Origin of the sequence: Streptomyces diastaticus subsp. diastaticus, assembly GCF_011170125.1 — a bacterium.
Taxonomy (GTDB): domain Bacteria; phylum Actinomycetota; class Actinomycetes; order Streptomycetales; family Streptomycetaceae; genus Streptomyces; species Streptomyces diastaticus.
Genome location: NZ_BLLN01000002.1, coordinates 102,827 through 116,031 on the forward strand (window position 1 = coordinate 102,827; position 13,205 = coordinate 116,031).

9 protein-coding genes and 1 pseudogene are annotated in these 13,205 nt (G+C 75.1%); 5 read left to right on the forward strand and 5 right to left on the reverse strand.

What is annotated here, in order from left to right; all coding sequences use genetic code 11:
• Positions 1–131: 131 nt before the first annotated feature.
• Positions 132–1,514, reverse strand: a complete 1,383-nt coding sequence (locus Sdia_RS02230; RefSeq protein ID WP_100456174.1) for an NsdA family TPR-like regulatory protein — start codon at positions 1,512–1,514, stop codon at positions 132–134.
• A 440-nt stretch (positions 1,515–1,954) separates the two neighbouring features.
• Here Sdia_RS02230 and Sdia_RS02235 point away from each other — a divergent pair, with 440 nt between their 5' ends.
• The 3 genes from Sdia_RS02235 (at position 1,955) to Sdia_RS02245 (ending at position 5,782) form a co-directional block, all read left to right on the forward strand.
• Positions 1,955–2,608, forward strand: a complete 654-nt coding sequence (locus Sdia_RS02235; RefSeq protein ID WP_100456175.1) for a bifunctional DNA primase/polymerase — start codon at positions 1,955–1,957, stop codon at positions 2,606–2,608.
• Positions 2,609–3,242: 634 nt separating this feature from the next.
• Positions 3,243–4,091 (forward strand): ABC transporter ATP-binding protein, encoded by an 849-nt coding sequence (locus Sdia_RS02240; protein ID WP_185393302.1) that lies wholly within the window; start codon positions 3,243–3,245, stop codon positions 4,089–4,091.
• Positions 4,088–5,782, forward strand: a complete 1,695-nt coding sequence (locus Sdia_RS02245; protein ID WP_185393301.1) for a transporter — start codon at positions 4,088–4,090, stop codon at positions 5,780–5,782. Before Sdia_RS02240 ends, Sdia_RS02245 begins: the two co-directional genes overlap by 4 nt.
• Positions 5,783–6,070: 288 nt before the next feature.
• Here Sdia_RS02245 and Sdia_RS29870 read toward each other — a convergent pair.
• From Sdia_RS29870 to Sdia_RS02255, 3 genes and pseudogenes are all read right to left on the reverse strand, one after another.
• Positions 6,071–6,500, reverse strand: a pseudogene (locus tag Sdia_RS29870) (TetR-like C-terminal domain-containing protein); the annotation flags it as partial.
• Positions 6,501–6,604: 104 nt separating this feature from the next.
• Positions 6,605–7,486, reverse strand: a complete 882-nt coding sequence (locus Sdia_RS02250) for an alpha/beta fold hydrolase (RefSeq protein ID WP_189500117.1) — start codon at positions 7,484–7,486, stop codon at positions 6,605–6,607.
• Positions 7,487–8,459: 973 nt separating this feature from the next.
• On the reverse strand, positions 8,460–9,152 hold the full coding sequence (locus Sdia_RS02255) for an iron-dependent transcriptional repressor DtxR (protein WP_100456180.1): 693 nt from the start codon (positions 9,150–9,152) through the stop codon (positions 8,460–8,462).
• Positions 9,153–9,439: 287 nt separating this feature from the next.
• On the opposite strand from Sdia_RS02255, the gene Sdia_RS02260 reads away from it, so the two are divergent.
• Entirely contained in the window at positions 9,440–10,345 is a 906-nt protein-coding gene (locus Sdia_RS02260) for an SIS domain-containing protein (RefSeq protein ID WP_262417654.1), read from the forward strand.
• A 70-nt stretch (positions 10,346–10,415) separates the two neighbouring features.
• Here the strand turns inward: Sdia_RS02260 and Sdia_RS02265 are convergent, their stop codons facing one another.
• On the reverse strand, positions 10,416–11,810 hold the full coding sequence (locus Sdia_RS02265; RefSeq protein ID WP_100456181.1) for a PAS domain-containing protein: 1,395 nt from the start codon (positions 11,808–11,810) through the stop codon (positions 10,416–10,418).
• Between the two features lie 462 nt (positions 11,811–12,272).
• Between Sdia_RS02265 and Sdia_RS02270 the strand changes: the two genes are divergently transcribed.
• On the forward strand, positions 12,273–13,193 hold the full coding sequence (locus Sdia_RS02270; RefSeq protein WP_229830925.1) for an MBL fold metallo-hydrolase: 921 nt from the start codon (positions 12,273–12,275) through the stop codon (positions 13,191–13,193).
• The last annotated feature ends 12 nt before the right edge of the window (positions 13,194–13,205 follow it).

Here is a 13,205-nt window from a genome sequence, read left to right on the forward strand (position 1 = left end):
CTCAGGCCGATCCCGCCCCGCCCGGCGGCCGGGTCGGCGGGGTGTAACAGAACGCGGACCGCAGGCGCTGTTGACGGCCATCCGGCGGCCATCGGCCGTTCACGGACGGGGCCTGGCGGGGCCGCGCCACGTCAGGCCGCCCGCAGTTCGAGCCGGGCGCCGAACTCGCGGACCACCGGCTCGTCCTGGAAGGGCGTCAGCCGCTGCTGGAGGTCGTCGAGGTACTCGGTGCCGCGGCTGGAGCGGAGTGTGCCGAGGAGTTCGGCGGCGCGGGTGCCGGTGTGGCAGGCGCGCTCGATGTCCCGCTCCTGGACCTGGGCGGCGGCGAGCAGGGTGAGGCCGATGGCGCGCCGCCTGACCCGGGTGACGGGGTGCTCCGCCAGGGCCTGCTCCGCGTACCGGGCGGCCTGCGCGGGGCGGTTCAGGTCGCGGTGGCAGTGGGCCAGCTCGTCGGCGAGGTAGGCGTGGTCGAAGTGGCCGATCCACACCGGGTCGTCGGCGCTCTCGGCGCCCGTCTGCTCCATGGCGTCGGCGGCCCGGCCCATCGCTCCGTCGGCGGCGGAGGCGTCCCCGAGGAGCGCGTGGCCGCGGGCCTCGGCGGCGTGGAAGAGGGATTCGGCACGCGGGGTGGCCCGGCCCTTGGCCCCTTCCTGGGCGGCGCGGGCGAGCTGGGCGATCTCGCGCGGATTGCCGAGCTGGGCGGCGAGGTGGCTCATGGAGGCGGCGAGGACGTACCCGCCGTACGCCCGGTCGCCGGCGGCCTGGGCGAGGCGCAGGGCCTGGATGTAATAGCGCTGGGCCAGTCCAGGCTGCCCGGTGTCGACCGCCATGTATCCGGCCAGCTCGGTGAGGCGGGAGACGGCGGAGAACAGCTCGCGGCCGACGGCCTCGCGGTAGGAGCCGGCGAGCAGCCCGGAGACGACGCTGTTGAGGTAGTGCACGACGACGGGCCGCACGTGCCCGCTGCCGTACTGGTGGTCCAGGTCGACCAGGGCCTGGGTCATGGCGCGCACCGCGGCCACGTCGGACTGGCCGACGCGCGGCCCCGCCTGACGGCTGACCTGGCCGTCGGGGACGGAGATCAGCCAGTCCCGGCTGGGCTCGACGAGGGCCGAGGAGGCGACCGTGGAGCCGGAGAGGAAGTCGCGGCGGCCGACGTCGCTGCGCCACAGCTCGCAGACCTGCTCGATGGCGCCCAGCACGGTCGGCGAGAACTGGAGTCCGACGCCGGAGGCGAGGTTCTTGCCGTTGGCCATGCCGATCTCGTCGATCGTGACCGTGCGGCCGAGTTTGCGTCCGAGCGCCTCGGCGATGATGCCGGGGGCGCGCCCGCGTGGCTGCTGGCCGCGCAGCCAGCGCGCCACGGACGTCTTGTCGTAGCGCAGGTCCAGTCCGTGTTCGGCTCCGCACATGTTGACCCGGCGGGCGAGACCGGCGTTGGAACAGCCCGCTTCCTGGATGAGCGCCTGCAGCCTTTCGTTGGGCTGGCGCGCGACGAGTGGCCTGGCGGCCATGGCGTACCCCCTGCTGTGCACCGTGGTCCATCGGATGGGCCTGAGGGACCCGCTCCCTCAGGCGGTGGTGGCTGTCTGTCACCGTCCTGGCGTGATCAATGCCCGGACAGTGCGCGGAAGATGCGCGCTTATCCGGAAATGCACCTCTGTCCGCTTCTTCGAACGAACGCGCTGTGCAGCGTTTTTCACTCCAGCGAGTGAGATTGCGGAGCCGAACCCCCGTGGCGGCGGGGCCCGTCGGGCCGGTACCGGCGTACGGACGCGCCGCCCCGCCCCACCGTCCCCCCGTCCTGGCTACCCCCGGCCCGTCCCCGTCGCCCATACGCGCCCCCGGAGATGCCCCCGTGCGCCCCGGGTGCGGAATCGATGCGCCATCCCGGCGCACGCGGGCCCCGTAACCGGAGGTGGGGGCGGGAGTTGAGCTGGGCGTGGAAAAGACCATGGGAGTCACGACGGCCGGGCAGATCCCCCAGCAGCGCGGCGAGCAGCCGCTGGACACGGCGGTGCGGTACGCCGAGGAACGCCATTGGGACGTGGTCCCCGGCGTCTGGCTGGAGGTGGTCGCGGGCACCGAGCACTGCTCCTGCGGCGCGAGCGCCTGCCCCGCCCCCGGCGCGCACCCCGCGCACGCGGAGTGGGGGACGCAGGCCACCGGCAGCGCCACGGTCGCCCGCAAGCTCTGGGCGGAGCAGCCCCGGGCCTCCGTCCTCCTTCCCACCGGCCGCGCGTTCGACGCGATCGACGTCCCGGAGACGGCCGGCTTCCTCGCGCTGGCGCGGATGGAGCGGATGGAGCTGGCGCTCGGCCCGGTCACCCGCAGCCCCGACCGCCGTATGCAGTTCTTCGTCCTGCCCGGCGCCGCCGCCAAGGTCCCTGATCTCCTGCGCGCGATCGGCTGGCTCCCCGCCCGCCTCGACCTGACCGTCCTCGGCGAGGGCGACTTCGTGGCCGCGCCCCCGACCCGGTTCGGCGCCGCGGGCGCGGTCCAGTGGGCGTGCCGCCCGACCCCGGCCAACCGCTGGCTCCCGGACGCCGAGGACGTCCTCAGCCCGCTGGCCTACGCCTGCGGGCGCGACGTGGGATCCGGGGTGTGACCGTCCTCAGGGCATGAAGGCGGGCGGGCGGGACGGCCGAGCGGGCCGCGCGCCCGCCCGCCTTCCGTGGGGCCCGTTCCGGGGGCACGACTACGGCACGGCGTCGTCCGGCTCTCCTCCGACGGGGCCCCGACGACCGACGCCCCCCCTGTCTGGCCCCTGCCCCGGAGCCCGGCGCCACTCGGTACGCCCCAGGCCGCGACCGGCCCGCCCGGCTGCCGCGGTACGCACCTGGTCGGCGTGCACGAGGCCGCGGCCGCCTCCCCTTCCGTGCGTCGTCCCGCCGGAGGGAAGTGAGCGCGTCACGCGCCCGGAACTGCCGGAGGCGGTGGCCCGTGTCGGGCGGGAGCAGCGGCCGGCCGTTCCTGTGCCGAGGACGGAAGGCCCCTGCCGCGCGCGTGCGTCGGAGGTCGTCACCTGGACCACCTCGAAGGCGACGTCGATGCGCGCGTTGGGCCCGCCCCGCCGAGACCCACTGCGACCTGGGGTTTTCCTCACTTGTCCACAGGCAGGCCGTGTTCCGTCCGCGGGCCTCACCGAGGTTGTCCACAGGCTTGGCCCCGTTTCTCCGTCCGCCCGTAGGGTGAATGTCGTCGGGGCGGGAGACCGCCGACGGGGACGAAGGGGGCTGGACATGACCAGGGAAGCCGAGCGGGCACGCGCACGTGACGAGGCGGCCGCGACCGCCGCCTCGGGCGCGGTGACGGCGGAGGCCGCCGTACCGGCCGTGCGGGTGCGCGGCCTGTGGAAGCGGTTCGGGCAGCAGACCGCGGTGGCCGGGATCGACCTGGACCTGCCGGCGGGCAGGTTCGTCGGCCTGGTCGGACCGAACGGCGCGGGCAAGACCACCACCCTCTCGATGATCACCGGCCTGCTCAGGCCCGACGAGGGCACCGTGGAGGTGGCCGGGCACGACGTGTGGCGCGACCCGGCCGAGGTCAAGGCCCGCATCGGGGTGCTGCCGGAGGGGCTGCGCCTCTTCGAGCGGCTCTCCGGCCGTGAACTCCTCGCCTACATCGGCCGGTTGCGCGGCCTGCCGGGTGAGGTCACCGACCAGCGCGCCACCCAGCTCCTGGACGTCCTCGGTCTCGCCGGCTCGCAGCACAAACTGGTCGTGGACTACTCGACCGGCATGCGCAAGAAGATCGGCCTCGCCTCGGCCCTCCTCCACAACCCCGAGGTCCTCTTCCTCGACGAGCCGTTCGAGGGCGTCGACCCGGTCTCCGCGCAGACCATCCGGGAGGTGCTGGAGGGATACACGGCCTCGGGCGCCACCGTCGTCTTCTCCAGCCACGTGATGGAACTGGTCGAATCGCTCTGCGACTGGGTCGCGGTGATGGCCGCCGGGTCGATCCGCGCCGACGGCGCCGTGCGCGAGGTGCGCGGTGACGCCGACTCCCTCCAAGCGGCCTTCCTGGAGCTGGTCGGCGCCCAGGGCCGCAGCACCGGCGGCAGCCTCGACTGGCTGGGCGGTGCCCGATGAGCGACCGCACCACGACGGCTCCGGCGCCGCTCCCGCCCGCCGCCGCCGGACCACCACCGCCGCCACCGGGTGGCCGGCCCCTCACCGCGACCCTGGTCCGCCTCAAGCTCTCCCTGCTGCGCAACGGCCTGCGCCAGTCCGCGGGCCGCCGCGCCGCCTACATCGCCTCCGCCGTCGTCTCGCTGCTCTTCGCGGCGCTGCTCGTCCTCGGCCTGGTGGCGCTTCGCGGCCACGCCTACGCGCCGACGGTCACGCTCGTCCTCACCGCGGCGCTGGCGCTCGGCTGGGCGGTGATGCCGCTGTTCTTCCCGAGCGGCGACGAGACGCTCGACCCGACCCGGCTGGTCATGCTGCCGTTGCGCCCGGAGCCTCTGGTCCGCTCGCTCCTTGTGGCCTCACTGGTGGGAGTGGGCCCGTTCTTCACGCTCTGCCTGCTGACGGGTTCCCTGGTGGCGCTGACGCGCGGCTGGGCGGCGGCGGTCCTCGCGGTCCCGGCGGGGGTGCTGACGCTGCTGGTGTGCGTGGCACTGGCCCGGGCCGTAGCCGCCGCCAACACGCGGCTGCTGACCAGCCGCAAGGGCCGCGACCTCGCCGTGCTCAGCGGGTTGATCATCGCGGTCGGCGCCCAGCTCGTGAACGTCGCGGTGCAGCGCGTCGGCTCCGCGGGCGGCCTCACCCGGCTCGACCCGGCGGTCGCCGTCCTGCGCTGGATACCCCCGGTGTCGGCGCTCTCCTCGGTGGAGGAGGCGGGGCACGGGCAGTGGGGCCGGGCGCTGGCGCAGCTCGTCCTGGGCGGGGCCGCCCTGGGGCTGCTGCTGTGGTGGTGGCGGCGCTCGCTGACGAAGCTGATGACAGCACCGGACGGCTCGACCCTCGGCGCCGCCGACAACCCCGCCCGCAAGGGCCGCGGCGACCACACCTCACGTCTCAGGGCCTTCGCGTACGCACTGGCCCCCTCGGGCCGGGAGCGGGAGCGGACGGCGGCGGTGGTCGAACGGTCCCTGCGGTACGTGTGGCGCGATCCGAAGACCAAGGCCGCCTGGATCACCTCCCTGGCGATCGGTCTGATCATCCCGGTCTTCAACGCCCTCCAGGGCGGCGGCTCGGTCTACCTCGCCTGCTTCGCGGCGGGGATGCTCGGCGTCCAGATGTACAACCAGTTCGGCCAGGACACCTCGGCCTTCTGGATGGTCGCGCTCTCGCTCTCGACCGCCCGCGACGCCTACGTGGAACTCCGTGCCCGTGCCCTGGCCCTGCTGACGATCACCCTGCCGTACGCCACCCTGGTCACCGTCCTCACCGCCGCTCTGCTCGGTGCCTGGAGGCAGCTCCCGGAGGCGCTGGGGCTCTCCTACGCCCTGCTCGGTGCCATGACGGCCACCGGCGCCTGGGCCTCCGCCCGGTACCCGTACTCCATCCCGCAGGAGGGCAACAAGAACGTCGCCCCGGGTCAGGCCGGGCTGGCCTGGATCAGCGTTCTCGGCGGCATGGTCGGGGGCGCGGCGCTCTGCCTGCCGCTGCTCGCCCTCCAGATCGGGCTGCACGCGGGCGGCGGCCACGCCTGGCTCTGGGTGGTGCTCCCGGCCGGCGCGGCGTACGGGACGCTCCTCGCCTACACCGGGCTGCGACTGGCGGCGCCGAAGGCCGCGGGGCGGGTGCCGGAGATCCTGGAGGCGGTCAGCAAGGGCTAGGAACCGAGGCGGGGCCAGGGTGCCTCGTACTCTGCTGTCACCACCTCGCCGGCCACGGGCTGCCGACGGTCGACACGGGCGGAAGACCGCCATGCCGTCATCCGCTCGGGCCGCACGGGCCGCACGGGCCGCACGGGCCGCACGGGCCGCACGGGCCGCACGGGCACTGTGCCGCACGCGGCGCCATGGGCCGGGATGGCAGGGCGGCCGCGCCTTCCGGAGGGAGAGGCGGGAGACTGCCAGGGAGCTCTCGCGCCCCTGGCGACACCCGGCCCGGGCCTCCCCGGGTCACACCACCGCGAGCCGGCTCACCAGCAGTTCCGTCCGCGGCTCCGTGTCCTCCGGCAGCAGGCGTCGCGCACGCGTCAGGGTCGTGAGGCCGTGCGGGTACGCCCAGAAGACCTCGGTGACAGGCCCGGGTGGACTCCGTCTCCGGCGACGTCGCCGAGGCACTCCAGCAGAGCGGTGAAGGCGTCCTCGATCGGTACCGGGGTGCCCTCGTCCGCGAAGACCAGGCCGCCGTCGAGCTGGAACCTCGCGTCGTGGACCGCCGGGTCGCGGTGCGCGAAGTCGAGGCGGGCCCGGGCGAGGGCGGCGACCTGGGCACGCGGGGCCCACCGCGGCGGGCGGCGGCTCGCAGGGCCGCGGCCGACTCGGCCGCGGCTTCGAGGGCGACGGCGCCGATGATCTCGCGCCTGCCGCGGAAGTGGCTGCGGAGGGGACCGCTTCCCCCACCTCCGCGTCGCCCTCATCGTCGCCGCCCTCGCGCTCCTGGTCACCGCCCGTTTCTGAGCGCGCGGGCCGCCGCGGCCTGCGCGGGCCTCACCCCGCCGGCAGCCCGTCCAGGAACGGCCGCACCGCGGCCTGCCAGGCTCCCGGCTGGTCGTAGTGGACGAGGTGTCCCGCGTCGGTGACCTCGGCGTACTGCCCCTGGGGAAGGACGCGGACCATCTCCTGGGCCTCGGCACGGCCGAGGGCGCCGTCCAGGCCACGGACGACGAGAGTGGGGCAGGTGACCTGGGCCAGCTCGTCCCAGTGGGCGTCCTGGACCCAGGTCGCGCGGGTGCTGAGCATCTGACGGCGGGAGAAGACCGGCCGCCAGCCGTCCTCGTGCTCGGTCATGACCTCGGCGTAGAACTCGCCGCGGGCGGCGTTGGGCCGCTCCACCCACGGATCGTCCTCGCCGAACCACTTGCGGACGTCGCCGAGGGTGGCGAACGGGGTGGGCCAGGCGTCGAACCACTGCTCCCATTCGCGCTGCGAGGCGGCGCCGAGCGCGGAGGCGCGCATGTCGCAGATGACGAGGCCGCGGACGAGGTCGGGCCGGGCCGCCGCCAGTTGCCAGGCGGTGAGGGCGCCCATGGCGTGACCGACGAGGACGGCGGGGCCGAGGCCGAGCTGTTCGATGGCGGCGACGGCGTCGGCGACGAAGACCTCGCGCGTGTACGGCCCGTCGGCGAGCTTGGCGCTCTGCCCGTGTCCGCGCTGGTCGAGGGCGACGGCGCGGTGGCGTTCGGCGAGCCAGCGGGCGGTGCCGGCCCAGTGCGAGGCGCGGCCCATCAGGCCGTGCAGTAACAGCACGCCCGGCGCGCGCCCGGCGCCCGCGCCCTCCCCTCCACCGTCCCCGGCCTTGGGCGGGTCGGCGAACTCCCAGGCGGCCAGGGGTACGCCCCCGGAACCGGTCACTTCGATGCGCCGCACCATGCTCTGGCACCCCCACAGTCTCTGGCTCGCCCGATCCGTGTCCTGGCTCTCGATCACGGTCGTGCCCTCCGCCTCACGTTACCGAACAAACATTCGACGATGCCGCCTCCGGGGGGCTGCACCCCTCTTTCGAGTGACCCCCTTCCAGGATTGCCGTCCGTCGCCGGGGGGAGATCTTCAGCGGGAGGCGGACCGCTCGGGGAAACCGGTCCGGCGGGAGTGATCCTGGGAGCTCGGGGCTCCGGATCACGACAGGGGAGGGCAGGCCCCGGCGCCGATGGGTGCCGGGGCCTCGCACTGCCCGCGACCGTTCGCGGCACCGGGCGGGCGGGGCCTGAGCAGGGTGAGGCGGCGGGGCGGGCGGCGGCCGGTTCCGTACGTGTGAAGGATCGGCGCACGGTCCGTCCCCTCCCCAGGTGCCTCCCGGGCGGCGCCGCGCGGGCAGGCGGAGGCGGGCCCAGGACGGTCAAGAGTCATCACGTCATATGCCTGACGACAGCCTCGCACGAGCCACCCGCCGCGCGCTGCCGTTCCGCACACAGAATCTTCAACTTCCGGTCAACCCGGGCTCCGCCGCCCCCGACCGGCCGGAACACGGGCCCCCCGCCCTCCACAGACCACCCCCACCGGCCACTCACCAGGCTCCCCTCCCGCACCACGGGCCTCGCCCGCCTCGTCCGCATCACGCGCGGCACCCGCGCCACGGGCGCCACGAACACCGCAGCCACCCCGAGCACCCTCACACCACGTTCACCGCGAACACGACCGGCGGCCCGCGCAAGCCTCGGGCCCCTGCCCCGGACAGGACAGCACCCTCATGGCCGCCCCGCGGGGACGCACAAAGGCCGGGGCGCCCCCTTGAGGGGACGCCCCGGCCCGGGACCCCGGCTTCTCCCCGGTCCCGCCCGCCCCGAGTCGGCAGACGGCCCGGAGCAGGCGGTGCGGGAGGAACGGTCAGCGCTTCGGGAACAGGTCAGCGCTTGGCGACGAAGACGTGCGAGGCGGTCTCGGTGTTCAACTCGGCCGCCTCACCGCTGGAGCCGACGAGGACGCCGCCGGCCGACTCGGTGACACTGACCACCGAGCCGGGCTGCACGCCGGCCCGGCGCAGGGTGTACATGAGCTGGGCGTCGGTCTGGATGGGCTCGCCGATCCGCCGGACGACGGCGGTCTTGCCCTCACTGCCGGGGTCGAGATCGGCCAGCGACACCATGCTCTCGTCGAGGAAGGGGTCGGCGCCGGCCTCCTCGCCCAGCTCCTCCAGGCCCGGGATGGGGTTGCCGTACGGGGACTCGGTGGGATGGCGGAGCAGGTCGAGGACGCGGCGTTCGACCGCCTCGCTCATGACGTGCTCCCAGCGGCACGCCTCGGCGTGCACCTGCTCCCACTCAAGGCCGATCACGTCGACCAGCAGGCACTCGGCCAGCCGGTGCTTGCGCATGACGCGGGTGGCCAGGCGCCGGCCCTCCTCGGTCAGTTCCAGGTGGCGGTCGCTGGCGACGGCCACCAGGCCGTCGCGCTCCATCCGGGCCACCGTCTGGCTGACCGTGGGCCCGCTCTGGTCCAGGCGCTCCGCGATCCGGGCGCGCATGGGGACCACGCCTTCCTCCTCCAGTTCGAGGATGGTGCGGAGGTACATCTCCGTGGTGTCGATCAGTCCGGACATTCGTGCCCCTCAGATGCTGTCGTGCGCTGGCCCTGACCTCAATTCTGACGCATCGGCCCGCGAACCGTGCCGGGCCGCTCGCGAGGTGGCCGGCCGGAGCCTCCCGGGCCGGGGCGCGCCCCCTCTCCGCCCTCCCCGCCAACCCTTGCGGCACCTTGACAGTGCACTGGTCCAGACCGCACCGTGATGCCCGTCGCGGTCCGGACCGGCCCCGCCCCCGCTCCGCGCACCCGCGTGCGCCCGCGCCCGCCCCGCCCCACGTGCCGCTCACCGAAAGGCCACCGCCGATGACCTCCACGCCCGGCACGACGACCACGCCCTTGTCCTCCGCCTCGTCCGCCCCGTCCTCCGCCCCGTCCGCCCCGTCCTCCGCCCCGTCCGCCCCGTCCTCCGCCTCGTCCGCCCCGGCCCCGTCCGGGGCGGGGGCCGGTCCCGCCGCCGGGCCCGACGGCCTGGCGACCGGTTTTCTCGATGCCGCCATGGCGCTGCTGGCCCGGGTCCGTGCGGAGGAGGCCGGGACCATCGCGGCGGCGGGCACCCTGCTGGCCGAGACGGCCGCGTCGGGCGGGCGGCTGTTCGCCTTCGGCGCGGGCCACTCCGCGCTGCCCGCCCAGGACCTGGTCTACCGGGCCGGCGGCCTCGCCCTGATGAACCTGCTGGCCGGTCCCGGCCTGGTCGGCGTCGACGTGCGCCCCGCGACGCTCGGCTCGGCGCTGGAGCGCGTCGAGGGGTACGCCACCGCGGTGCTGGACAGTTCCCCGCTGCGCGCGGGGGACGCGCTGGTGATCATCTCCCTGTCGGGCCGCAACGCGCTGCCGGTGGAGCTGGCACAGGCCGCGCGGGCTCGGGGCGTGCGGGTGATCGGGGTGACCTCGGTGGCGTACGCGGAGGGGACGACGGCGCGCAATCCCTCCGGGACGTTCCTGAAGGACCACTGTGACGTGGTGCTGGACAACAAGATCGCGGTGGGGGACGCGGAGCTGTCGGTCGAGGGGATCGGGGCGCCGTTCGCGCCCGCCTCGACGGTGGTGACCAGTGCCGTCCTCCAGGCCGTGATGGCGAGTGCGGCGGGCGCGTTGCTGGAGCGCGGAGTGGAGCCGCCGATGCTCCGCTCTGGCAATGTCGACGGCGGCCACGACTGGAACGCCGAGGTCTTCGCGACGTACCGCGACAGGATCTTCTACCAGCACTGACACCGGGACACCCGGCCCGTGCGCCCTGGGGGCGGCCCGTCGTCCGTACGGCGGGCCGCCCCCTGGTGCGTCAGCGGCGTGCCGCCAGGTCCAGCAGGGGAGCGATGTGGGCGGCGACGCATTCGGCGTGGGCGAGGTCGGCGCGGTCGAAGGGAGTGCGGGAGCCGACGCGGAGGAAGGTGAGGACGCCCAGGGTGCGGCCGCGGCTGCGCAGGACGGTGCACAGGGCGTGCCGGGTGGTCTCGGGCCAGAGGTGGGCGACGGCCCACTCGCGGGCCGGCTCCTCGCCGCCGGGCCGGTCGGGGGCGAGGGCGCCCGGCCCGGTTCCGGCGGCGGCGCGCAGGGTGCCGCCCCGTTCGGCGCACTGGAGGGCGGGGTGGCCGTCGGGGTAGCGGGCGGGCATACCGGCCAGGGCGCCGTTGGGCGGCTGGCCGGGTTCGCCGGAGGGACTGGCGGCGGTGCGCAGCAGGCGGGTCGGCGTGCCGGCGGCCGGCGGGGCCACGGTGTCGAGGAGGGCGTGGTCGGCGAAGCCGGCGAGGGCGAAGTCGAGGTGGGCGACGGCGCCCTCGGAGGGGTCCTCGCACTCGGTGGCGACCCGGGCGGCCCGGTGGAGCTGGTGGGAGCGGAAGCGGAGGCGGGCGTTCTCCTGTTCGGTCTGCTTGGCCTCGGTCAGGTCCTGGAAGAGCCAGCCGACGCCGAGGGGTACGGGTTCCTGCGCCAGGGGTGAGGCGAGGCGCACGAAGCCGCACCGCCAGCAGCGGCGTTGTTCGCCCTCGTCGGTGCGGACGGTGACCCAGAGTTCGACCGGGGCGGTGGGGGTCCCGTCGGCGAGGACGTGGGTGAGGGCCGACTCCAGTTCCTCGACGCCTTGGAGGACGAGGTCGCCGAGGGGGCGGCCGAGGGCGGTGGAGCGGCTGGTGCCGAGCGCGTAGGCCGCGTGGGCGTTGAGGACGGCGAGGCGCAGGTCGGCGTCGACGAGGACGACGCCCCAGGCGGCGTCCTCGAAGAGGGCTTCGCTGAGCGCGATGGAGCGTTCGAGGTCGATCTGGGTGTGGACCTCGCTGAAGGCGCAGTAGATCCCGGCGGGCTCGCCGTCGGGGCCGCGGACGGCGGAGGTCTGGGCGCGGACGAGGACGCGGCGGCCGTCGCGGGTGAGGAGGGCGACGTCGTGGACCTCGCGGCCGCGTTCGGCGGTGACGCCGAAGAGGCGGTGTTCGACGTCGGCGGCGTCGCCGGGGCGGACGGCCCAGCCGGCGAGGCCGCGACGGCCGACGGCTTCGGCGGCGCTCCAGCCGAGGACGCGTTCGGCCTCGCGGTTCCAGTGGGTGAGGACGTGGTCGGCGTCGAAGGCGCAGAGCGCGGCGTCCATGCCGTCGAGGAGGGCGGCGAGCAGGTCGCCGCCGTCGGGGCCCGGGTCCTCGGGGCCGAGCGCGTCGGTGGTTCCGCTGTGCCCGTAAGCACTCATCGGGCGCCCCCCATGGGCCGATTGCACACGATGTCCTGCATGTCTTCCCGCAAGCCGTCCCGCATGTGGTCGAGCGTGTCCGCGCGCGGACGTGGCCGCCGCACGGGATCTTGCACGTGACGCTGCACGTACCGGCATTCAACTCGACTGTGGCACGGCCCACACGGGGTTCGCGGAAATCGCCGGGGCCGGGGCGGTGGGGATATTCGCTGGGACACGGTCGGCGCGCTTCCTGGGCTGTGGGTCCGGCAAGGGCTGTGGGGAGTCCGGCGGCTGGGCGCCTGCCGGGTGGGGGCCTGTCCGCGGGGACGTTTCTTTCGGGGCGTCCGTGCGCCCCAATGTAGAGGGCGGCGGAGCGGGGCCCCACGAGGCGGCCGGGGGCGGACGGCCGGGGCGGCGTACGGCGGGGCTCCGCACGGGCCGGCCGCGGTGCGCGCCCGTGCCGTCCGTAGGGTCGGCCGCGTGAGCGACACGAGGATCGAGCACGTCCGGCTCGGTGAGGTCGAGGTCATCCGGGTGGTGGAGTGGCAGGGCGCGTACCTGCCGCCCGCCGAGATGTTCCCCACGGCTCCCGCCGGGCTGTGGGAGGAGCACGCCGAGTGGCTGGTGCCCGACCACTGGCGGCGGGCCGAGGACCGGACCGTGGTGGCGTTGCAGTCCTGGGTGCTGCGGGGCGGCGGGCAGACCGTCGTGATCGACACGGGGGTGGGCCACGATCGTGACCGGCCCGGCATGGGGCCGTTCCACCGGGGGCGCAGCAGGCTGCTCGCCCTGCTCGGCGAGGCGGGGGTGCCCCCGGAGAGCGTCGATTTCGTGGTCAACACGCATCTGCACGTGGATCACGTGGGCTGGAACACGGTCGACGCGGGCGGCGAGTGGGTGCCCAGCTTCCCCCACGCCACGTACCTCATCCCGGCCGCCGACGACGCCCACTACGGCCCCGCCCAGGGGTACGGCCACGGCCGGCAGCCCGCCGACCGTCTGGTCTACGAGGACAGCGTGGCGCCCGTCCACCGCGCCGGGCAGTCCCTGCTCTGGGAGGGCACCCACCGCGTCAACGACTTCCTCACGCTGGAGTCGGCCCCGGGGCACACGCCGGGCTCGTCGGTGGCGCGGCTGGCCTCCGGCGGTGACCGGGCCGTCTTCGTCGGGGACCTGGTGCACAGCCCCGTGCAGATCGTCGCCCCGTGCCATCACAGCAATTCCTGCCTGGACCCGGCGCGGGCCGCCCGCAGCCGCCACCGGGTCCTCGCCCGCGCCGCCGACGAACGCGCACTGCTCGTCCCGGGGCACTTCGGCGGCCCGGGCGCGCTGGAGGTGCGCCGGGCGGGCGGCGGTTTCACGCTCGGCGCGTGGGCCGCCTTCGGCCCCGGCACCGGGTGACGGCCCGCACGC